We start from the raw sequence: 20,675 nt of genomic DNA, 5'->3' as shown, positions 1-20,675 counted from the left end.
GTCATGCCCCAGACGGACATGTTTGATGCCGACTTGCCGGCAGACAATGAAACGGCATCACTGCAAGATCGTGCCAGCGCTCTACGTGAGCAGTTACATGCTCACGCGCACCGTTATTACGTGCTGGATGATCCGCTGATTCCAGATGCGGAGTACGACCGCCTTTTCAATGAATTGCAGGCGCTTGAGCGAGCGCATCCTGAGTTGTTGACTGCCGACTCGCCGACTCAGCGTGTGTTGGGCAAGGTGCTGGATGGTTTCACGCCGGTGCGCCATGCCGTTCCGATGCTGTCCATCCGCACAGAGACTGATACAGAGGCCAGCGGCGCCGAGGCGTTTGACGCCCGAGTTCGTCGGGAGCTGGGCTTGTCGGATGATGCGCCGCCTGTCGAATACGCTGCTGAGCTGAAGTTTGACGGCTTGGCCATCAATTTGCGTTATGAACACGGTGTCCTGACGCAAGCAGCAACCCGGGGCGACGGCGAGACCGGCGAAGATGTGACACAGAACATCCGAACGGTGGGACAGATTCCGCTCAAGCTCAAATCAACAGGTAGCGATGCGCCCGCGGTGCTGGAGGTTCGCGGCGAGGTTTACATGCGCCGTGACGATTTTGATCGTCTCAACGAGCGTCAGCGCGAACATGGCGAGAAGACCTTCGTCAATCCGCGTAACGCCGCGGCAGGTGCGGTCCGCCAACTGGACCCGGCGATTGCGGCCAAGCGTCCATTGAGTTTCTTCGCCTATGGCCTGGGTGATGTCCAAGGTTGGGCTGTACCACCTACTCACAGCGAACTGCTGGATGCACTCGCTACATGGGGTTTGCCAGTTTGTGAGCACCGCAAGGTGGCACAGGGGGCGTCGGGTGAGGAAGGCTTGGTTGGTTTTCACCGTTGCATCGGTGCATTGCGAGACCAATTGCCCTTTGACATTGACGGCGTGGTTTACAAGGTCAATCGCCGAGCCTTGCAAGAGGAGTTAGGCTTTGTCACGCGTGAACCTCGCTGGGCAGTGGCGCACAAATACCCGGCGCAAGAGCAGTTGACGCAAGTGGAGGCGATTGACATTCAGGTGGGGCGGACGGGCAAGCTGACGCCCGTGGCACGTCTGAAGCCCGTATTTGTGGGAGGCGTGACCGTCACGAATGCGACCTTGCACAACCTCTTTGAGTTGCGTCGCAAGCGGGTGCGCGTGGGTGATACCGTGATTGTCCGGCGTGCCGGCGACGTCATCCCTGAGGTGGTTGGCGTGGTTGCTGGCGAGCGTTTGTCTTACGTGCCGAACTTCGCCATGCCGAAATCGTGTCCGGTCTGTGGCAGCGACGTCGTGCGAGAGCGTGGCGAGGTGGACCACCGCTGTACGGGTGGCTTGTACTGTGCTGCACAGCGAAAGCAGGCTTTGCTGCACTTTGCGCAACGCCGCGCGATGGACATCGAGGGGCTGGGTGACAAGCTGGTGGACCAGTTGGTCGATGCGGGCTTGGTGCGCACCTTGCCTGAGTTGTACAAGATGGGCCTGACCAAGCTTGCCGCCCTGGAGCGCATGGCAGATAAAAGCGCACAGAACCTGCTTGCAGCACTGGAAAAAAGCAAAGAAGCGACTTTGCCCAGATTCCTGTTCGGTCTGGGTATCCGGCACGTGGGTGAGGCCACGGCAAAAGACCTTGCCCGCCACTTCGGTCAAATGGATCGAATCATGGACGCCAGCGTCGAACAGTTGCTGGAGGTGCGAGATGTGGGGCCCGTGGTCGCACACAGCATTCGAACCTTCTTTGACCAGCCCCATAACCGTGAGGTGGTGGAGCAACTTCGGGTTGCGGGCGTGACATGGCCTGAACACGAGCCTTTATCCGAAAGCGATTCATCTACTTTGCCTTTGGCTGGCAAGACCTTGGTGCTAACCGGAACCCTGCCCAGCCTTTCACGAGATGAAGCCAAGGCGATGATCGAGAGTGCTGGCGGCAAGGTATCCGGTTCGGTGTCCAAGAAGACGCACTACGTCGTTGCTGGCGAAGAAGCCGGTAGCAAATTGGAGAAAGCTCAGTCGCTGGGCGTACCAATCCTTGACGAGGCTGGTTTGCGCGAGTTGTTGGCTGCGGCGGTTGCCGAAGCTGCCGCCCCCGTGCCTGAATCCCACTGAGGTCTTTTTCTCGTCCGCCGTTCGCTGGGCTCGGCCTTTTGGCAAAATACGGCCCCCTGAGGAAGTCAAATGTCCATCCCTGAGTCCGCCAACACACCACCACAACCCTTGACCGCCGTGACTGCTGCGATGGTCGAATTTTTGGCGGAAGCACGGGTGCCCACAGCGCACGGCAGCTTCACCATGAAGCTGTTCCGCGAGCCTTCGACGGGGCTGGAGCACATTGCCATGGTGATGGGGGATGTGACCGGCAGTGCGCTGGTCCGCGTTCACTCTGAGTGCATGACTGGAGACGTGTTCGGTTCCCTCCGCTGTGATTGCGGCCCACAGCTTGATTTTGCGATGCGCGAAATCGGCAAAAAGGGCAGTGGGGTGGTGGTGTACCTGCGCCAGGAAGGGCGTGGTATCGGCTTGGCCAACAAGTTGCGCGCGTATCAGTTGCAGGATCAAGGCATGGATACGGTCGAGGCGAATCAGCACTTGGGCTTTCCGGCTGATTTGCGCAACTTCGATATCGCTGCGCAGATCTTGTCTCAGCTTGGCGTTTCGTCGGTCAAGCTGATGACCAACAATCCACGCAAAGTGAGCACGCTGGAGTCTGCGGGCGTCAAGATTGAAGAACGTGTGCCGGTGCGCAGCGATGTTCAGCCGGAAAACGAGCGCTACCTGGGTACCAAGGCGCGCAAGCTCGGCCATCACATTGATTGGCTGGATTGAACATGGTGATGCAAAACCTGCCACAAGACGATCCCGAGCAGGACACGCCCGAGCGTCACCAGGTCGCCAAACGAAGCACGCTCGTCAGCGTGGTGGTGAACCTGTTTCTGACGGCAGTGCAGATGGTTGTGGGTGTGTTGGCGGGGTCGCAGGCCTTGGTGGCCGATGGCATTCACTCGCTGTCAGACCTGATCGCTGACTTTGTGGTGCTGCTGGCCAATCAGCACAGCCGCAAGGAGGCGGATGACGACCATCACTATGGTCACCACCGGTATGAAACCGCCGCCTCCTTTGTGCTCGGCGGTTTGTTGCTGGCCGTTGGCATCGGCATGTTGTGGTCTGCGGTGACGCGTTTGTCATCCCCGGAGACCATTGTCGAGGTGAAGCCGGTTGCGCTGTACGTGGCGCTGGTTGCGCTGGCGTCCAAAGAATTGCTGTTCCGCTACATGCTGGCTGCAGCCGAGCGGGTGCGCTCCAGCATGCTGGTGGCCAATGCCTGGCACGCACGTTCCGATGCCGCCTCTTCACTGGTGGTTGCCGTGGGTATCGTGGGCAATTTGCTGGGCTACCCGTTGCTGGATCCGGTCGCCGCACTGATCGTCGGCTTCATGGTGGCGCACATGGGCTGGGAGTTCGCGTGGGATGCCTTGAACGATCTGATGGATCGTTCGGCATCAGATGAGCACATTGCGCAAATCCGTGAGGTGCTGCTTTCGGCGCCGGGCGTGCTGGGAGTTCATGATTTGCGCACCCGGAAGATGGGCGACATGATCATGGTGGATGTCCATCTGGAAGTGGATGGTGATTTGTCAGTTCGCGAAGGCCACGACATTGCCGTCAGTGCACGTGAGCGGGTGATGAAGCAACTCCCCGTTCTGGACGTGCTGGCTCACTTGGACCCTGTGGCTCACCACGACTGAACAACAGCGCGATTGCGGCCTTCGTGCTTGGCGTGATACAGCGCCTCGTCTGCTGCATTGAGTAGCTTTTCAAAGGTCCATTTGGGCGATGCCACGCAACTGGCCGCGCCGATGGATGCTGTCACAACGGCTGCCGTAGTGGATGCGTCGTGCTCGATGCCAAGATCTTCCACCGCCTGCCCAATTTCAGCCGCCAAGGCGTGGAGTTGATCTGGGTTGAGGCCGGGGAGGGCGGCGATGAATTCCTCGCCGCCATAGCGCGCCACCAAACCGCTGTGACGCGTGATGGCGGCGCGGATAACCGCGGCAACCTTCTTCAAACATGTGTCTCCAGCGGGATGGCCGTAACGATCATTGAACTTCTTGAAGTGATCGACGTCCAGCATCAAGATGGCCATGGCGCTTCGGTCAAACTGTGCGCGCTGCCACATTTGCTGCGCCTGCTCCTGGAAATGTCTGCGGTTGTACAGGGTGGTCAGATCATCGACACGGGACGATTCACGTAGGCGCTCTTGCGCGTCCGACAATTCGTAGATCAAGCCACGCTCACGCTCGGTCATCAGATAGCGCCGACGCTCGTCGCGCTCCAAGACATAGCAAGCGGTGAGCGTAAAGGCCGCAGTGGATGTCACCAGCGACATGATGGGAACGATCATGCGCTCTGGAAAACCCGGCAGCATGAAGACCCCCGCCACGTGAATGGCCGTCAGTGCAAGCGAATAGACCACGGCATACCAAAAGCGCAAGCGCATCACCACGTTGCCGTACATGATCACCACCATGAACCCGACATGGTAGAGATGGGCGTATGGGCTCACGGTGCTGGACAGGATGAAAGCAAGGCACACCGCCGCGACCAGGCCTGCGGTCATGCAGACGAGTTCAACTGTCAATGGCGCCACAGATTGGGTGAAAAATGGGCTGCGCCAAAACAGGTACAAGAGGAGGAGGGCAGTGGGCGTGAAGATGCCGACCCGCAACTTGACGGCCAATTCAAAGGCGTCGGGCACCATCAAATAGTCTGCATACAGAAAGCCGTTGAACACCAGCAGGGCCAACAATCCGCTGATCAGGAAGTGCTGACGCCGAATCTCGTGTTGTGCTGTAAGAAAGCGCTGCTCCAAGGCCGCGGGGAACAGCAGCCAAGGAAATCCGCTGGACAAGGTGCCTCGCACCAAGGCGACGTGCGCTTGATCTCCTGCGGGCGCTGAGGCAGCCAGTTCGATCTCAGGCATGGATGGCGAGGCGATGGTCATCACGCTGCCTCCAGTTCAGTCATGCCGTGTGTGTGCACGCGGTTTCTGCCAGCTTGCTTCGCTTTGTAGAGCGCATCATCAGCAGCAGAGATCAATTGCTGAATGCTCATCGTGCCGTCTTTAGGGCGCGCCGATGCCACACCAATGCTGGCAGTCACTACCGCGTGTGTACTGGACGTTGCATGCAGTAAATTGAGCCCTTCAATGCCCTTGCGTACCCGTTCTGCAGCACCTGCAGCGGTTTTGAGAGGGGTGCCATCCAGCACGGCAATGAATTCCTCTCCCCCGAATCTGGCAATCAGATCGCCAGGACGTCTTAGCCGACGCTTGAGTGCACCGGCAACTTCTTTCAGGCACGCGTCGCCAGTTGGGTGCCCATAGCGATCGTTATAGGCTTTGAAGTGATCGACATCGATCATCATCAGCGAAATTTCACGACCGTCCTCAAGCGCAGCATCCCACAACGCACGGATGTGTTCGTCAAAATGACGACGGTTTGCCACATCGGTGAGCATGTCGCTGCGTGACGCATCATGTAAGGCTTGATTGGTTGTCTCCAGCTCCTTGAGCAGCAAGCGCTCGCGAAGGTGAAGCAGCCAGTTGATGCGGGTGTCCTGTTCCTGGCGATAGGCCCCATAGAGCGTGAAGGCGATGGTGGACACCAGCAGTAAGCCGCCCGGAATGATCAACTCGTAAGGCGCGTCTTGAATCAGGAATGCTGCGCAGACGTACAGCCCCAAAATGATGGCGTCCAGAACGGCGGCCTGGTAGAAGCGCATCCGCATGACGGAGTTGGTGAACATCACGATGGATGACAGGCTCACGACATAGGGCGTTGCATAGGGATCTGAGCTCGCAACACACAAAGCGATGGAAATGAACGCTGCGCCACTGCCATGGACGATCAGCAAGACTTCGCGCAGGCTGGGCGATTGAATCCTCGTGAGGACGAACAGCCCCACCAGCGTGACCGGGGTGTAGATGAAAAGCCGTAGCCGCAGCGCCAACTCGAACTGGTCTGGAATCAACAACCAGTCAGATACCAGCATCCAGTTGAACATCAGGCAGACCAACAGCCCGCTGTTGATCATTAGCTTTAGTCTGTCGGCTGCGGTGTCTTCCTGATAGTACTTTTCAAGCTGGGCCGGGAAGCGAAGCGTACGAATGCCGCTGGCAAGCTGACTGTCAACAAGTTGCCCATCTACAGGCCTGTCTTCGGGCAACTGAGACACTTCTAGCTGGGACGGCACGAACCCTGTGGATTCGTAGTTCAGCAAGCTGGGAGAGACCGAAGACACTACGTACATTAACCGCAACACTCATCGTGTGTAAGTTTCATGACTGTACGAGATGGGGGCGATATTGCGCGCCACGGGAGCTTGTCGCTTTCCCTACATTGACCCACGCTGTCGCGCACATCTGTGCGACACGTCACTGATCAAACGTTTGTTCCTCGTCTTTGTGAGTTGACATAATATACAGACTGACCGTGGCGGCGCTCACCTGGGAAGGGGAGGCGTCAGCGGTCTTCGGGGTAACGATCATCATCGTGGCCACGGTCGCGGCGACTCCCGCCGCTGTCAGTTTTCCCAGTGTTTCGCGCCAGATTTCGGCATATCGGTTGCCGAGTTCGTTTTGAATCTGCGCGATGGTTTCGACGATTGGAAGTTCTGCAGTTTTTGCCAAGAACGCAATCTCGTCCGCGTCTGGCTTGTGCGTGCCTTTTTTCCACTCGGTCAGTCGGTTCTGGTGCTTGCCCATATCGGCAGCCAGTTCCTTGAGTGAGCCACGCTTCTCTGCAGCCAGTTCGATGAGTTCAACGAGCGTCATGTCGGGTCCTTGATTCGCGCTTTGCGTGAACAGTGTGATACATTCGCGGAAAACGTGATCGCGTTAAGCGCGATTCGCGTATTTCGCGAACTCAACTGTACACCTATGTCATCAACCCGGTTAAACGGACAGTCGTTGGTCAGGGCTTTTGCCTTTGGCGATCAGGTGCATTTGCAGGCCACCGAAGGGGCTTCTTGCGGCGTTGCCGCCGGAGTGTCTGCACGTCCTGGTCGTCACCAGTCTGAGGCAGTGGAACTGCATCAGCGGGCCGATTTGATGTTCAAGCAGGGTTTCACGGCGTCCGGTTGGGCGCTGCGCAATCGCGCCTGGCGCATGGAGGGTCAGGCATGACCAGGAAGACCTTCCGCGAACTGGTGGAGCGCAATGACAAGGCGCGAGCCGAGGGCGCCGCGATGCCGCAGGCGCGCGAGCGTCAGCGGCGCGCGACTTGCCCCCCTGCTCTAACAGGGGGGGAAAGTCCCGCACGGCTCCGAAGCGGTGCAAAGGTGGACTGGTTGACTGTGACCTGGTTGCCTGAACCCGATGAATGTCTACCCCGGCAGGTTCATGACTTCCTGGTCGAGGTCTTAGGTGATGTTCAGGGCCTGGACGCTCCGGGCATGCTTGGCTATGAGTCCGGTGTTCGGTACTTCATCGCCCTGGATGACGGCAAAAGTCATCACGTCGCCCGTTTGGACTTTGGTGGCAACCATCACAAGGGGAGGGCGCGCCTTGACTTGTCCGGTTCGGCCTGCTCAAAGGTGCGTGATTGGCTTGCTGTGCACACCTGGATCGGTCAGCAGTTCGATTACACGTTGACGCGTGTTGACCTGGCTGTCGACTGCCTGAATGGTGAGTTCGATGTAGAGGACGCCCGTGATTGGTATTTGGCGGGCGAGTTCAACGCTGGCGGGCGTATGCCTCGACATTCGACGCCTGGTGATTGGTTCGATCCCAAGTATGGCCGGACGTTGGAAGTAGGGCGCCGGGAGAACGGCAAGATGCTCCGGGCCTACGAGAAAGGTCGCCAGTTGGGCGATCCACAAAGCCCGTGGACTCGCTTTGAGGTCGAGATCCGCAACAAGGATCGTGACATCCCCCTCGATGTGTTGATCCGTTGCAATGAGCACTTTGTAGGTGCGTATCGGTGTCTTGAGCGTGTCCTTGATGCAGCTGCAGAACGTATCCGCACGCATCAGGCCGAGGGCGAGATTGCCCTTGAGAACCTCGTCATTCATAGCCGCCAGGCATACGGGCGGCTTGTTCATACCCTCCGCGCGTCCTTGACGGCGGATGAGGTCATCACTTGTCTATCACTCCCGGGTGTTCCGAAGCGACTCGAAAAGGCGAGCCTTGGGGGTTTTCAAGTTGCGGCGTCGCCTTCCGCGTATCTGTCTGAAAGGACACGACCATGAAAGTCCAAGTAATCGGGTTTGAGACCTCCTCCGGCATCTCGAAGAAGACCGGCAACCCCTACGCGATCGGCAAGCTGCACTGCGCTTTGCCTTTGGCTCCTGCTCGTGGCGAGGGTAACGCTGCTGTGGGGTACATGGGGGACACGTACCGACTGGACGTTTCCGTCCTGGACAAGATCAAGCACCTGCAATGCCCGTTCGACGCAGAGGTCGAGCAGCAGGATGTGATGGTGTTTGGCAAGCGTGAGACGCAGATCGTCTCGGTTGTGCCCCTTGGCATGCGTCAGGCCCCGGCTGTGAAGTCGCCTGCCTGATATGGCTCAGTGCGTCGCCTTCGTCCTGGTCAATGGTGTGACTGTGTTGTCACCAGTTGAGGCCACGCCTTGCACCACGGCCGTCGTGTTGACGCCTGCTGAATATGAGTTGATGGCGTCCAACCCGTTCAGGTTGGGCGTCGATGAGGCTGCTCTGCTCGCTTCTGCCGTCCTGGGCGTGTGGGGCATTGGGTACTGCTGGCGCAGCATCCGCAAATTGTCAGGGGGTAATGAGGAGTGACTTATGTCCAAGTTCTTGAGTTCTCGTCGCCGCATTGCGGCTCGCTTGGCCGTTCTGGCCGCAACCGTCGCCGCTGGTTCGGCTCATGCCGCTACCTCGGTCGATACCTCGTCCGTCATTGAGGCCGTCACGGCTGCTGGTGCTGCCATTGCTGTGGTTGGCGCTGCTGTCACTGCGATGGCGTTTGGCGGCAAGGTCTGGAAGTGGATTCGCGGCGCAGGCGGCTAATCCGGTGCTTTGGGTGGGGGCTTCGGCCCCCGCTTTTGTTTTAGGGGTGCGCTATGGGCGTGTGGGTTTTGGTTGCAGTGTTGGGGGCCGCGTGGCTTATCTTGTCCGCTTGATGCTTGTCCTCGTGGCCATGTGGTCGCCGTCGGTCTTTGCGCAGTCGAGCTACAGCACTTGCCCGACTGACGCCATTTGTACGCCGCCCACGATGTTTTACGCGTATGACACGCCGAGCATTAATGGCTCCGCTGCTGAGACTGTCGGCAGGGCTGCAATGGATGCTTTGGTTAAGCCAAGCTACATTGATTACATCTTTACAGGGTGCGATGCGTTCCTGTCTCGCGTGTGGACTATCTGCCGTTATGACGTGAAAAACCGTAACTCTGGTGGCACTGGTTCCGGTGGCATTCAGGTCAATGCGACCTGTCAAGGTAGCCCGGGCAATATCGCCATCGTGAACGGCGTCCCGATGTGTAAGGTCACAAGGGTTACGTGTCCTGCCGGTCAGGTTCAAAGCACCAAGACGGGCTACTGTCAAAAGGACTGTGCCGCTGATAAGGGCAAGCCTTGGGGTGATGACGATGCACACAAGGGCGGGGCGTGGAAAACGGATCGGGCCGGTGCAATGACGTTCTGCGACGGTGGTTGCGCCGTCAAGGGCTCCTCGAATGGCTCCAAGGGTGGGTGGACGTACATCTATGGGCCGTGGACATCAACTGGTGGTAGTTGCGGGCCGTCTGATGGCGCAGGGGCTGGCAGTGGCAATGAATCGAACCCGCCTACGTCCTGCGGACCCGGCAAGTGTCCCGGCACGATCAACGGCACGTCTGTTTGTGTGGCCTGTAAGGGTGTCACCGAGTCAAGCTCCGGCAGCAGCAACAGCAACAGTAGCTCAACCGGGGCCACGGCCAAGGATGCCAGCGGGAACGACATTCCAGGCAGTACCACCGACAAAAGCAGCGAAGGCACCGTTGATAAGGTCACCAGTTGCGAGGACGGCAAGTGCACGACCAAGAGCACCACCACGGAAAAAAACTCGGACGGATCGTCTGCCAGCAAGACGGAAACCGTCACCGAGTCCATGGCCGATTTCTGCAACAAGAATCCCAATGCCATCGTCTGCAAGGTTGATCGCGAAGGGACTTGGGGCGGCTCTTGCGCATCCGGGTATCAGTGCAGCGGTGATGCTGTCCAGTGCGCGCAGGCGCAAGCTGCTTGGCAAAGCTACTGCAGCACGCAGCCGGGGGCGGGTGATACCACGGTCGGCGATGGGCAAAAGTCCACCACGGGCCAGATGCCCAATGCTGACCCTAGGTCTACACATGGCTCTCTTGACGTTGGGTCATTCGATCAGTCGAACCCTTACCCCACTGTTGGGCCATCTGATTTGGTCGTGCCCGTTGGCTCTCATAGTTTCACTATCCCGTTCAGCAAGGCATCGCCGTTCCTGGCCTTCGTTGGCTATTGCGCGGTCCTTGGTTCCTTGCTCGGTGCAACCCGTTACGTGTTGAGTTGATATGCCAGTATTGATCGCTTCCCTTATCGGTGCTCTTGCTCAAGCTGCGTCTACGTTGGCGGGTAGGGCGCTTGTTGCCTTTGGCCTCGGTGTTGTCACTTTTAGCGGCGTTTCGTCGTTGGTTGATGTTGCCAAGACTGCCGCCTTTTCGCAGTTGGACAAGGCTGCGGCTGTCTCTCAAGTTGGGCAGTACATGGGCCTTTTGCAAGTCGGCACCTGCGTCAACATCTGGTTCTCCGCGTACTTGGTGCGGCTCGCACTCAATGGCCTTACTAACGGCTCAATCAAGCGTTGGGTGACCAAGTGAGCGCGCTTTCTACCGCACCCGTTCAGTTTGTCACTGGCTTACCCGGCAACGGCAAAACGCTTTTCGCTATTTGGGCAGTCAGCCAATGGGCTAAGCGGGAAAACCGTCAGGTGTATTACCACGGCATCGAGATTCTTGATAAGGCCGCATTGCCGTGGGTCGAACTGGAGAACCCTGAGGACTGGCATAAGTGCCCTCATGGCGCGATCATCCTTATCGATGAGGCCCATAAGACCTTTCCCAATCGGCCTACCGGGTCCAAGGTGCCCCCGCATGTTGAGCCCATTGCTGAGCTGCGTCACCAAGGGCACAGCCTGATTCTGATCACGCAGCATCCGATGGAGATTGACAGTGCCGTTCGTCGGCGTTGTGGTCGTCACATGAATGTCGTTAGGCCGTTCGGTTTGCAGAAAGCGACCGTCTACGAATGGCCCAAGGTCAAGGAAAACTGCGACAAGTCGAACAAGGATGCCGTCGCAACCAAGTTCTCCTATCCAAAAGAGGTGTTCGGTTGGTACAAGTCCGCCGAGGTGCACACAATCAAGCGTTCGATACCCCTGCGGGTTTGGTTGCTGTTGCTTGTTCCTGTTGTCCTGGCTGTTGCTGTCTATGTCGTTGTGAACATCTTTCTCAACCAGCGTGCCGGTAAGAATGTTGGCGCAGTGGCGCCGGCAAATGCTGATCAGGTCGTGCAACCTGTCCAGTCCGGCCAGGCCAACGGTGCGGCGATGACTCCGGCGCAATATGTCGAATCCATGGAGCCACGCGTTAGGGGGCTTGCGTACACAGCGCCCGCTTACGACAAAGTCACGACGCCCGTGCGTGCGCCATATCCTGCCGCGTGCGTCGCCAACAAGTCGCGCTGCCAGTGCTACACGCAGCAGGGCACCAAGCTCGATGTGCCCAATGACATGTGTAGGTCTATTGCCGAGGGTGGTTTCTTCATGGCTTGGGATGACGCCCCGTCTCCGAGGGCACAGCAGGCGCAAGCACAGCCTGCGAAGCCTCCGGCCGAGACACCCTACACGCAAGCTATCCCGCTCTCACGTCGTCAAGTTGCGCTTGCTGATACGTCACCTGCCGTTGTTGAGCAAGACCCTGCACGGCCTCGTGTACGGCGTTAAGGCTTGTATGTCGCCTCGAACTGTGTTTTTGCTCTGAGGTGATCGTTTGCGCACTTGGTGAATGTCGCTGTATCTGGCGGGTTTGAGCAAACTGCAGCGGGTGTGAAATACGCCTTCCATGCTGCTTCTTTGCGTTGTGCTGCCTCATTTGCTTGGCGCATTGCATCTTCTCGCTGCATAGCTGCATTTCTTTTCGCATCTTGTTCGATCTGTGCACGTTGTCGCTGCTCACGCTCCATGCGCTCGGCGTCCTTCTGCATGCTCTCTAAAGCGGTCACGATTTGGTAGCGGGCAACGATGGCTCCTGCTGCAAATTCGATGGCATGGGCGAACAGCATGCCCAGCATGACGCCCATGGCGATCGTCCAGACACTCACAGGTTCTTTACGCTGCTCAAATGGCATTTACCGACCTCCTTTTGCTATGTCGTGATCGTCGCACGACTTAGAGGGGTGACGGTTGCGTGGTGGCGACGCAGGAGCCGGATCAGACAGTTAGCGTTTGACCAGGAAGACCAAAGGCGGTCGCGTGTCCAGGTCGTAGGCCGCGAGTTCGTTCGGTGGCAACACTGGCAACGTGTTCGCGCCATCAAGACCAAACATCGGTTCGTTGGCGGTGCCGAAGTTGCCGATGCGCGCCAATCGTGCCGCCTGATCCTTGGCAGCTTGGCATTCCTTCTTTGTGGCCCGCAGCAGTGACTCACTCATGTGCAGTTTGTATTGCTGCTCGTTGTCCAGGTCAAACAGCCCCCAACTGGTGAACCACCACAAAGACAAAAGCACGGGCCGCGGGGCGCCGTGCTTCAGGTAACGCTTGATTGTGGCCACAGACACGCCAAGCTCTTTCGCCACGTCATCCAAAGGAGGATTGCCGAGGTTGTCCAGAATGACTGGAAGCGTCGGCAGGTGGCGAGGTGTTCTCATGCCAACTTCATCGGCAGCAGTCTCAGCAGACTTGATTTCAGCCAATCGGACATTCGTCTGAGAGTTGACATAATATACATCGTGGAAAGTATATTGGATGAAGAAGTCGCGAGGATTGCTCGCGACTTCTTCGCTTGGTTCAGCGGATTCAGAACAGTTGGCGGCTGATCCAATACGCCACACCGGCCACAAAGGCAGATGCGGGAATCGTCAGGATCCAGGCCCAGACAATCGTGCCTGCAACGCCCCAGCGCACGGCACTGGCACGCTGCACGGACCCGACCCCGACGATGGCGCCGGTGATCGTGTGCGTGGTCGACACGGGCACACCCAAGGCCGTGGCGATGAACAGCGTCATTGCGCCACCAGTTTCGGCGCAGAAACCACCCACGGGCTTCAGCTTGGTGATCTTCTGGCCCATCGTCTTCACGATGCGCCAGCCGCCAAACATGGTGCCAAAGCCGATGGCGGCATAGCAAGCGATGATGGTCCACGTCGGTGGCGATGTCTCACCGGCCTGTGCGTAGCCCGTTGCAATCAACAGCATCCAGATGATGCCGATGGTCTTCTGTGCATCGTTACCACCGTGGCCCAGGCTGTAAGCACCTGCGGACACCAACTGCAGTCGGCGGAACCAGCGGTCGATCTTGGACGGCGCCACGCGACGGAACAACCAAGCAACCAGAACCATCATCAGCGAGCCGAAGATGTATCCCAGCAGTGGCGACACGAAAATAAAGACCACCGTGCGAATAATGCCGGTCGCCATCAGCGCGCCCGTGCCCGCCTTGGCAATGACGGCGCCCACGATGCCCCCGATCAGCGCGTGCGAAGACGAACTGGGGATCCCGTAGAACCAGGTGATGACGTTCCAGGTGATGGCGCCACTTAAGGCGCCAAAGACCACATAGACGTCAACCACCCCCTTGTCGGCGATTCCCTTGCCCACCGTCGCTGCGACACTCAAGTGGAAGATGAAGATGGCGATAAAGTTAAAAAACGCTGCAAACACAACGGCTTGGGTGGGGCGCAGCACGCCCGTTGACACCACCGTTGCAATCGAATTGGCCGCGTCGTGGAAGCCGTTCATGAAGTCGAACAGCAAAGCCATCGCCACAAGCAGGACGATGACCCACAGGGCCACCTGCATTGTTCCCATGTGTGCCCCCTGATCAGGAGTTCTCGAGGATCACGCCCTCGATGACCTTGGCTACGTCTTCGCAGCGGTCTGTCACCGTTTCCAGCAACTCGTAGATGGCCTTCAGCTTGATCAGTTCGCGCACATCGGGTTCTTCGCGGAACAGCTTGCTCATGGCAGAGCGCAGCACGCGGTCGGCATCCGATTCCAGCTGGTCGATTTCCTTGCAGGTCTTGAGCGTGGCTTCGGCGGTCTTGGCATCGCCAATGTCGCTCAACAGCGAAACAGCGACCTTCAGGCGCTCACAGCACTTGACGCACAAATCTGTCAGACGATGAATTTCGTCTGTCATAGTGCGCACATCGTACAAAGCCATGGTTTCTGCAGCGTCCTGAATCAGGTCGGCCACATCGTCCATGGTGTTGATCAGCGAGTGAATTTGCTCACGATCGATGGGCGTGATGAATGTCGTGTGCAGCAGACGGTTGACTTCTTCCGTGATGCGGTCTGCGGCATGTTCGGCGTTGTCAACATCCTGGTTGTGCTTGTCGCGCAGGGTGTTGTCGCCGTAGTTCTGTACCAATTCAGCAAATGCCTTGGCCGCAGTCACAACGTGACCAGCGTGCTGGTTGAACAGTTCAAAAAAATTGCCCTCACGGGGCAGCAGCTTTCCAAAAATCATGGATTGTTCTCACGTCTGTTGGTGTCATGGTGCTGACACGCGCTTGGTGTATGCGGGATTTTACCCGCTCAGATGCAAAAAAGCCCGTCTCTTAGGACGGGCTTGCTACATCGAGACTGATGAAAGCGGCAAATTCTGGCGTGATCAGTCGTTGTGATAGCGACGGCTGTCGATTTCCACGTCCAGATCGTCCATCAAGTCGTCGCATTGAATGGTCGGGATCAGTGGCTTGTCGAGCGGGCGACAAACGCGACGCTGCAAGCGGTTGAGACGCTCGGAGCCTTCCATGGCTTCCAGCACCGCTTGTGGTTCCATCATCAGGGCAAACGGGTTGGCGTACAGACTTTGCTTTTGCATGGGGGCCTCCGGGTTCAAGTGATATGTCCGATGTGATGGCTTCACTGTAGGCTGGAGGCCTGATTGCCGGTAGTCGCCGAAAAACCAAACCTCTTGTCAGAAATTGTCTGACACGGTCTGATGACTGGGTTTGTGTAAACCCTCAGTGCGACTTCACCAGCGAGAACAAAGTCTCAAAGTTTTGCGATGTGATGTCCCCTACTTCTTCGACGCTGATGCCCTTGATCTCGGCCAACTGACGAGCAACCAATGCCACATATGCGGGCGAATTGGTTTTGCCACGGTGAGGGGCTGGTGCCAAGTAAGGGCTGTCGGTTTCGATCAGGCATCGATCCAGAGGGACAAATCGGGCGACTTCTCGCAAGTCTGCGGCATTCTTGAAGGTCAGAATGCCGGAAAAAGAGATGTAAAAGCCCAAATCCAGCGCCGCCCGCGCGACGGCTTCGGTCTCGGTGAAGCAATGGAAGACGCCCTTTGCGTTGCCCTCACCTTCTTCCTTCAGAATCGCGATGGTGTCGTCACTGGCCATGCGGGTATGAATGACGAGTGGCAATGCTGTTTGCCTGGCCGCACGAATGTGCACGCGAAAACGATCGCGCTGCCAAGCCATGTCTTCAACGGTACGACCTTCCAGGCGGTAGTAGTCCAAACCGGTTTCGCCAATGCCGACCACTTTGGGCAGTGCAGCCAGTGTGACCAGATCGTCGACCGTTGGCTCGGCCACACCTTCGTTGTCTGGGTGGACCCCTACCGTCGCCCAGAAGTTGTCATACCGGGCGGCAAGCGCTTGCACTTGGGGAAACTCTTCCATCGTGGTGCTGATGCACAGCGCACGATCGACATTGGCGGTGCTCATCTCCGCCCGGATCTGATCCAGCGAGTCAGCGTACTGAGGAAAATTGAGATGGCAATGCGAGTCGACGAACATGGGCGCAAAAGGTCAAGGTCAGCAAAGCGCCGATCTTGCCTTAAAGCGTTTGAGTCGGCTTGCTGGAGGAAATGTTGGTGCCAAGAATCTGCTCGATTTTGACGCGTAGCAGTCGCGTTTTTTCATCGGCAGGGAATCGAACGCCCACACCTTGGGTGCGGCCACCCGACGCGTTGGCAGGTGTGATCCAGGCAATCTTGCCCGCTACGGGGTAGCGTTGGTTGTCATCGGGCAAAGAGAGCAACAAGTAGATGTCTTCGCCGAGCTTGTAATCCCGCGTTGTGGGCACGAACAAACCGCCATCTGTGAACGCAGGGATGTAAGCGGCATACAGCGCGCCCTTTTCCCGGAACACGAGCTGAATGACGCTTGGGCGGCCCGCTGCGCTCGACGCACCCGCGCCAGCGGCAGCTGGCGTCGAACGCCCAGCCCCACTGGGTGCAAATGCAGAAGGTAAAGCAGTGCTTTGGAAATCACTCATCGTTTGGCGAGTGTAACGCCGAGCCTAGGCGTGCAAGCGTGAATTTGCGCTCGAAGCGTCGGGGTTTACGAACTGAAACAGCACGCGAATGAGGGGTCAAGCCGCTCTCGTCTTGGCGTTTGCTCGAACGCGCAAGATCGCACGGGCCTGAAGCAGCAAGGTTTCGATCTTGAGATTCTGGTTCCATGGATGCTCGGCATGTCGGCTGAGCTTGCGCAACTCCTGTGACCAGGTCGTGAGCAAATTCAGCTCAGGTGGCGTGGGCAATGCCCCGGCAGGAAAGTAACGCGGCTCACTTCCGACCGACGTGCGTGCAAGGTCGTGGCAGAGCTTTTGCAGGGCGTCCACCACCAGCGGCAGCGGCCACTGAGTGAGTGGTGTGGGCTGGCCTTGTTGAACGGCCTTGGGGAGGCTCAACCAGGCGTCGGCATCCAGTCCGAGTTGGATGTGGTCGCGCGCCGTCAGCGGCTGTCCGCCCGCCGCAGCCAGAATCACCTGTGCGTCGTTCAATGACGGTTTGTCCATTTGTTCAGCCAGCCATTGCGCCGCTGAATCCGTGTCCGGAACGGGAAGTTGCCAAGCCTGACAACGACTGCGAATGGTCGGCAGCAACTCATCCAGGGTGGCGCCGCTCAGCACAAAGCGAACCTGACCAGGAGGTTCCTCCAGCGTCTTGAGCAGCGTATTGGCTGCAATCAGATTCATCCGTTCCGCTGGGTGCAGGACGATGACTTTCGCACGACCACGGGAGGCGGTGTGCTGGGAAAACTGAACCGCTGCGCGAACCGATTCAACTTTGATTTCGTTGCTCAGTTTTTTGCTTTTGGCCTCAGACTTTTCTGCCTTTTCAGACACCTCAGCCGACGCAGGCCCCCACCCCAAGGCCGCCTGCAGTGCCTCGGGCAGGATGACCATGAGATCAGGGTGCGAACCCGCATCGATCAAATGGCAACTGGGGCATCGCCCACATGCGATCCGTGCGCCTTGAGTCGTTGAGTGTCCTTCGCACAGCCAGGATCGGGCCAGGTGCATGGCAAATTCGAATTGCCCGATGCCCTGGGCGCCATGCAGCAAGACAGCATGATGCGTTGCCAATTGCTGGATGGCTGCGGCGAGCGGCTCTTTGAGCCACGGCCACAGTGGCGTGGTCGCAATGGCTTCACTCATGCCAAGTCCCGTGCCTTCAGTGCTTGCGCAATATCGTGCGCAACCTCGGTCTGTGTCTGATCGGCTGCAATGACGACGAAGCGGCCGGGATCTGCCTCCATGCGTTGTCGGTAGCCAGCCCTCACCCGCTCAAAGAAATTCAGGTCCTGCGCCTCAAACCGATCGGGCTGCCGGGCCTGCGTCAACCGGGCAGCGGCGACCTGTGGCGGCAGATCGAAAAGCAAGGTCAGATCAGGTTGCAAGCCCGATTGCACCCAGTCTTCAAGCTGAGTCAGCACCTGAAGGTCAAAGCCTCGGCCTCCACCTTGGTACGCAAAGGTGGCATCGGTAAAACGGTCACACAGCACCCATGCGCCACGCGCCAGAGCAGGTTCGATCACTTGCTTGATGTGGTCCCGCCGACCGGCAAAGACCAGTAAGGCTTCGGTCAGTGGGTCCATGGCGTCGTGCAGGAACAATCCGCGCAGCTTTTCGGCCAGATCTGTGCCGCCTGGCTCTCGGGTTCTGACAACTTCGTGCCCTGCTTCGCGCCAGAGACGTTCCAGTGCATCGATGTGCGTGGTCTTGCCTGCGCCATCAATGCCTTCAAACGAGATGAAACGGCCTGTGCTCATGGGCTCTTTCTAGGATTACGTTGATACAGGTTGACTGCACGATTGTGCTCTGCCAGCGTGGCGCTGAACTCACTGCTGCCGTCCCCCCTGGCCACGAAGTACAGCGCGCGGGAGTCGGCAGGATTGACCGCAGCCAACAGCGCGGCCTTGCCGGGCATGGCGATGGGGGTCGGGGGCAAGCCCTTCCTCGTGTAGGTGTTGAAGGGCGTGTCTGTCAACAAGTCGATCTTGCGCAGATTGCCATCGAACTTCTCACCCAAGCCATAAATCACCGTGGGGTCTGTCTGAAGGGGCATGCCGATGCGCAGTCGATTGTTGAAGACGGCGGAAATCTTGGGGCGATCCGCCTCTGTGCCGGTCTCCTTCTCGACGATGGAGGCCAGAATCAGAGCCTGTTCAGCGGAGGCAATCGGAAGATTGGGGCGGCGGCTGGCCCATGCTGTGTCCAGCTGCTTTTGCATGGCATGCAGCGCACGACGCATGACTGCCAAGTCGGAAGTGCCTTTGGTATACGCATAGGTGTCCGGGTAGAAGCGGCCTTCTGCCGGAACGCCTGCCATGCCCAACTCGGTCATGATGGCCTGATCCGACATGCCTGTGGTGTCATGCTTGAGTCCATCCGCCTTGTTCAGTTCTTCTCTGAACCGGAGGAACGTCCAGCCGTCGATCAACTTCACGAAGGAGAGGCTTTCATCGCCTCGAACCATCATGCGAAGCAAATCACGAGGTGTAGCGCCCGAGGTGATTTCATAGCCTCCGGCCTTGATCTGGCGAGATTGCCCAGACAGCTTGAACCATTGGTAGAGCAACCAGGGGTCAGTCTGTACGCCCGCATCGACCCAGTCCCTCGCAATTTCCTTTGGGGTACTGCCGGCTTCAACCGTCAGGTCCACCGAGGGGGATTTCAGTGCCAAAGGGTTGTTGACCCACCACCAGCAAGACGACGCCAAAAGAATCGCTGAGATCGCCACGACGGCGAGCAAGCTCATCAGGCCGAAGCCGTGTAGCCGAGTTGGTGACGGGGAGAACCGTGGTGAAGTGATGTATGGCATGTCGACCGTGATGATAATGATCGGATGAGCGAGATCCATCTTCCCGATACAAAGTCATGGGGTGGCGCCCTGCTTCTCTCCCATTTGGGTGTGATTGAAGCGACAGGCCCCGACACTGCCACGTTTCTGCACGGCCAATTCAGCCAAGACATCAATGGTCTGGGGGCGGATGAGGCGCGATTGGCCGCTTTTTGCTCGGCTAAAGGCCGAATGCAGGCCAGTCTGATTGTGCTTCGGCCTCAGCCTGAGCAATGTTATTTGCTGACAGATGCTGGCTTGGTGTCCAACCTGACCAAGCGGCTGTCGATGTTTGTGCTGCGGGCCAAGACGCGCTTGTCGGACCAACGTGCCAGCATCAAGGTCATTGGTCTTGCCGGCCAAGCCTTGCTTGCGCACTTCCCGGCCGTTGCTGACGCCGACGTGTGGGCTTGCGTGGCTTTGGAGCAGGCATGGCTGATCCGTTTGCCGGATGTGCAGGGTGTTCCTCGCGCACTGTGGTTGGGCGCAGAAAGCGCTTCGCAGCAGGTGCTGTCGGCCATGACTGCCATGTCGTCCGATCAGTGGTTGTGGCTGGAAGTCATGAGCGGCCTGCCCAGAATCGAGCAGGCCACGGTGGATCAATTTGTGCCACAGATGATCAATTTTGAACTGATCGGCGGCGTGAACTTCCGAAAAGGGTGCTATCCAGGTCAGGAGGTGGTGGCCCGTAGCCAGTACCGTGGCACGACCAAGCGCAGAGCGTTCATAGCGCATGTCGCCGGTCAGGTCGCGACGGGGCAAGAGATTTTTGCGCAGGACGACCCCACTCAGCCTGTTGGGCTGGTCATCAATGCCGCGCCCATGCCCGGGCAGCCTGACGTTTGTTCCGCGTTGATCGAATTGAAATTGGCCGCTCGCGTGCACACTTTGCATCTCGGCTCAGTTGACGGGCCACGGCTGCAGCTTGACGCGGTACCCTACGCCGTTCCGTTTGAAGAGGCTGCCTAAGGGTTTATGGTCAACCACCGGTCTCTGTTCATTTATTACCGTGTCGAGACAGACAAGGTGGTGCAAGCACGTCAGGCCGTTGAAGGTGTGCAGTGTTCATTGCAGCGCAGCGTGCCTGGTTTGCAAGTTCGGTTGATGCGCCGCAGTGACTGCATGCAGGCTGGCCTGACCAGCCAGACCTGGATGGAGGTGTACGAACACCCGCAAGGCATTGACCCGGCCTGGATGCAGTTGCTTCAAGAGCAGATTGACTGCCTGCCTGCGGGGCTATTGGGTGAACGTCACTGTGAGACGTTTGAAGACATGCCGGCGCTTGAGTTCGACGCGCCCAGATAAAAATCA

The 20,675-nt window shown here is 58.2% G+C and carries 26 protein-coding genes; 13 read left to right on the top strand and 13 right to left on the bottom strand.

Annotated features, from left to right (window positions below; genetic code table 11):
- Nucleotides 1–3: 3 nt before the first annotated feature.
- From ligA to ACOYNB_RS08730, 3 genes are all read left to right on the top strand, one after another.
- The gene (gene ligA, locus ACOYNB_RS08740) at nt 4–2,139 is read left to right on the top strand and encodes an NAD-dependent DNA ligase LigA (protein ID WP_422838709.1); all 2,136 of its coding nucleotides are present in this window, start codon (nt 4–6) and stop codon (nt 2,137–2,139) included.
- 69 nt (nt 2,140–2,208) lie between these two features.
- Complete coding sequence (gene ribA, locus ACOYNB_RS08735) at nt 2,209–2,856, top strand: GTP cyclohydrolase II (RefSeq protein WP_374256054.1); 648 nt, start codon at nt 2,209–2,211, stop codon at nt 2,854–2,856.
- Nucleotides 2,857–2,864: 8 nt separating this feature from the next.
- Nucleotides 2,865–3,776, top strand: coding sequence for a cation diffusion facilitator family transporter (locus ACOYNB_RS08730; RefSeq protein WP_422838740.1), 912 nt, complete (start codon nt 2,865–2,867; stop codon nt 3,774–3,776).
- Here the strand turns inward: ACOYNB_RS08730 and ACOYNB_RS08725 are convergent.
- The 3 genes from ACOYNB_RS08725 to ACOYNB_RS08715 all read right to left on the bottom strand — a co-directional run bounded on the left by ACOYNB_RS08725 (nt 3,764) and on the right by ACOYNB_RS08715 (nt 6,862).
- Nucleotides 3,764–5,032 carry a GGDEF domain-containing protein gene (locus ACOYNB_RS08725; RefSeq protein WP_422838708.1) on the bottom strand — a complete coding sequence of 423 codons (1,269 nt, stop codon included), beginning with the start codon at nt 5,030–5,032 and terminating at the stop codon, nt 3,764–3,766. The two genes, ACOYNB_RS08730 and ACOYNB_RS08725, sit on opposite strands and share 13 nt — an antisense overlap.
- Entirely contained in the window at nt 5,032–6,330 is a 1,299-nt protein-coding gene (locus tag ACOYNB_RS08720; protein WP_422838707.1) for a diguanylate cyclase, read from the bottom strand. The genes ACOYNB_RS08725 and ACOYNB_RS08720 overlap by 1 nt, the downstream gene beginning before the upstream one ends.
- A gap of 133 nt (nt 6,331–6,463) precedes the next feature.
- A complete protein-coding gene (locus ACOYNB_RS08715; RefSeq protein WP_422838706.1) occupies nt 6,464–6,862 on the bottom strand; it encodes a helix-turn-helix domain-containing protein in 399 nt (132 codons plus the stop codon).
- A gap of 9 nt (nt 6,863–6,871) precedes the next feature.
- Between ACOYNB_RS08715 and ACOYNB_RS08710 the strand changes: the two genes are divergently transcribed.
- From ACOYNB_RS08710 to ACOYNB_RS08675, 8 genes are all read left to right on the top strand, one after another.
- Nucleotides 6,872–7,213: a hypothetical protein gene (locus ACOYNB_RS08710; protein WP_422838705.1), complete on the top strand. Its 342-nt coding sequence runs from the start codon at nt 6,872–6,874 to the stop codon at nt 7,211–7,213.
- A complete protein-coding gene (locus ACOYNB_RS08705; protein WP_422838704.1) occupies nt 7,210–8,277 on the top strand; it encodes a replication initiation factor domain-containing protein in 1,068 nt (355 codons plus the stop codon). The genes ACOYNB_RS08710 and ACOYNB_RS08705 overlap by 4 nt, the downstream gene beginning before the upstream one ends.
- Nucleotides 8,274–8,591 (top strand): hypothetical protein, encoded by a 318-nt coding sequence (locus ACOYNB_RS08700; RefSeq protein WP_422838703.1) that lies wholly within the window; start codon nt 8,274–8,276, stop codon nt 8,589–8,591. The genes ACOYNB_RS08705 and ACOYNB_RS08700 overlap by 4 nt, the downstream gene beginning before the upstream one ends.
- A gap of 1 nt (nt 8,592) precedes the next feature.
- Entirely contained in the window at nt 8,593–8,832 is a 240-nt protein-coding gene (locus ACOYNB_RS08695) for a hypothetical protein (protein WP_422838702.1), read from the top strand.
- Between the two features lie 3 nt (nt 8,833–8,835).
- A complete protein-coding gene (locus tag ACOYNB_RS08690; protein ID WP_422838701.1) occupies nt 8,836–9,060 on the top strand; it encodes a major capsid protein in 225 nt (74 codons plus the stop codon).
- Between the two features lie 205 nt (nt 9,061–9,265).
- On the top strand, nt 9,266–10,573 hold the full coding sequence (locus tag ACOYNB_RS08685; RefSeq protein WP_422838700.1) for a hypothetical protein: 1,308 nt from the start codon (nt 9,266–9,268) through the stop codon (nt 10,571–10,573).
- A 1-nt stretch (nt 10,574) separates the two neighbouring features.
- Complete coding sequence (locus ACOYNB_RS08680) at nt 10,575–10,880, top strand: DUF2523 family protein (protein WP_422838699.1); 306 nt, start codon at nt 10,575–10,577, stop codon at nt 10,878–10,880.
- The gene (locus tag ACOYNB_RS08675; protein ID WP_422838698.1) at nt 10,877–12,004 is read left to right on the top strand and encodes a zonular occludens toxin domain-containing protein; all 1,128 of its coding nucleotides are present in this window, start codon (nt 10,877–10,879) and stop codon (nt 12,002–12,004) included. The genes ACOYNB_RS08680 and ACOYNB_RS08675 overlap by 4 nt, the downstream gene beginning before the upstream one ends.
- Here the strand turns inward: ACOYNB_RS08675 and ACOYNB_RS08670 are convergent.
- From ACOYNB_RS08670 to mltG, 10 genes are all read right to left on the bottom strand, one after another.
- Nucleotides 12,001–12,408 carry a hypothetical protein gene (locus ACOYNB_RS08670; RefSeq protein WP_422838697.1) on the bottom strand — a complete coding sequence of 136 codons (408 nt, stop codon included), beginning with the start codon at nt 12,406–12,408 and terminating at the stop codon, nt 12,001–12,003. The two genes, ACOYNB_RS08675 and ACOYNB_RS08670, sit on opposite strands and share 4 nt — an antisense overlap.
- A gap of 90 nt (nt 12,409–12,498) precedes the next feature.
- Entirely contained in the window at nt 12,499–13,110 is a 612-nt protein-coding gene (locus ACOYNB_RS08665; protein WP_422838696.1) for a hypothetical protein, read from the bottom strand.
- A complete protein-coding gene (locus ACOYNB_RS08660; RefSeq protein ID WP_422838695.1) occupies nt 13,076–14,086 on the bottom strand; it encodes an inorganic phosphate transporter in 1,011 nt (336 codons plus the stop codon). The genes ACOYNB_RS08665 and ACOYNB_RS08660 overlap by 35 nt, the downstream gene beginning before the upstream one ends.
- A 13-nt stretch (nt 14,087–14,099) precedes the next feature.
- On the bottom strand, nt 14,100–14,747 hold the full coding sequence (locus ACOYNB_RS08655; RefSeq protein ID WP_422838694.1) for a DUF47 domain-containing protein: 648 nt from the start codon (nt 14,745–14,747) through the stop codon (nt 14,100–14,102).
- 144 nt (nt 14,748–14,891) lie between these two features.
- Entirely contained in the window at nt 14,892–15,104 is a 213-nt protein-coding gene (locus ACOYNB_RS08650; protein ID WP_422838693.1) for a hypothetical protein, read from the bottom strand.
- A gap of 142 nt (nt 15,105–15,246) precedes the next feature.
- Nucleotides 15,247–16,032, bottom strand: coding sequence for a TatD family hydrolase (locus ACOYNB_RS08645; protein ID WP_422838692.1), 786 nt, complete (start codon nt 16,030–16,032; stop codon nt 15,247–15,249).
- Nucleotides 16,033–16,072: 40 nt separating this feature from the next.
- The gene (locus ACOYNB_RS08640) at nt 16,073–16,513 is read right to left on the bottom strand and encodes a PilZ domain-containing protein (RefSeq protein WP_374256044.1); all 441 of its coding nucleotides are present in this window, start codon (nt 16,511–16,513) and stop codon (nt 16,073–16,075) included.
- 96 nt (nt 16,514–16,609) lie between these two features.
- The gene (gene holB, locus ACOYNB_RS08635; RefSeq protein WP_422838691.1) at nt 16,610–17,680 is read right to left on the bottom strand and encodes a DNA polymerase III subunit delta'; all 1,071 of its coding nucleotides are present in this window, start codon (nt 17,678–17,680) and stop codon (nt 16,610–16,612) included.
- Nucleotides 17,677–18,294, bottom strand: a complete 618-nt coding sequence (gene tmk, locus ACOYNB_RS08630; RefSeq protein ID WP_422838690.1) for a dTMP kinase — start codon at nt 18,292–18,294, stop codon at nt 17,677–17,679. The genes holB and tmk overlap by 4 nt, the downstream gene beginning before the upstream one ends.
- Nucleotides 18,291–19,283: an endolytic transglycosylase MltG gene (mltG, locus tag ACOYNB_RS08625; protein WP_422838689.1), complete on the bottom strand. Its 993-nt coding sequence runs from the start codon at nt 19,281–19,283 to the stop codon at nt 18,291–18,293. The genes tmk and mltG overlap by 4 nt, the downstream gene beginning before the upstream one ends.
- An 87-nt stretch (nt 19,284–19,370) precedes the next feature.
- On the opposite strand from mltG, the gene ACOYNB_RS08620 reads away from it, so the two are divergent.
- Together ACOYNB_RS08620 and ACOYNB_RS08615 are read left to right on the top strand one after the other, a co-directional pair.
- The gene (locus ACOYNB_RS08620) at nt 19,371–20,333 is read left to right on the top strand and encodes a YgfZ/GcvT domain-containing protein (RefSeq protein WP_422838688.1); all 963 of its coding nucleotides are present in this window, start codon (nt 19,371–19,373) and stop codon (nt 20,331–20,333) included.
- 6 nt (nt 20,334–20,339) lie between these two features.
- The gene (locus ACOYNB_RS08615; RefSeq protein ID WP_422838687.1) at nt 20,340–20,669 is read left to right on the top strand and encodes a DUF4936 family protein; all 330 of its coding nucleotides are present in this window, start codon (nt 20,340–20,342) and stop codon (nt 20,667–20,669) included.
- Nucleotides 20,670–20,675: the final 6 nt, after the last annotated feature.

This window comes from Aquabacterium sp. (assembly GCF_049317225.1).
In the GTDB taxonomy this organism is placed as follows: Bacteria; Pseudomonadota; Gammaproteobacteria; order Burkholderiales; family Burkholderiaceae_C; genus Aquabacterium.
The sequence above is the reverse complement of the archived record's forward strand: the minus strand, read 5'-3'. Positions and strand labels throughout refer to the sequence as shown.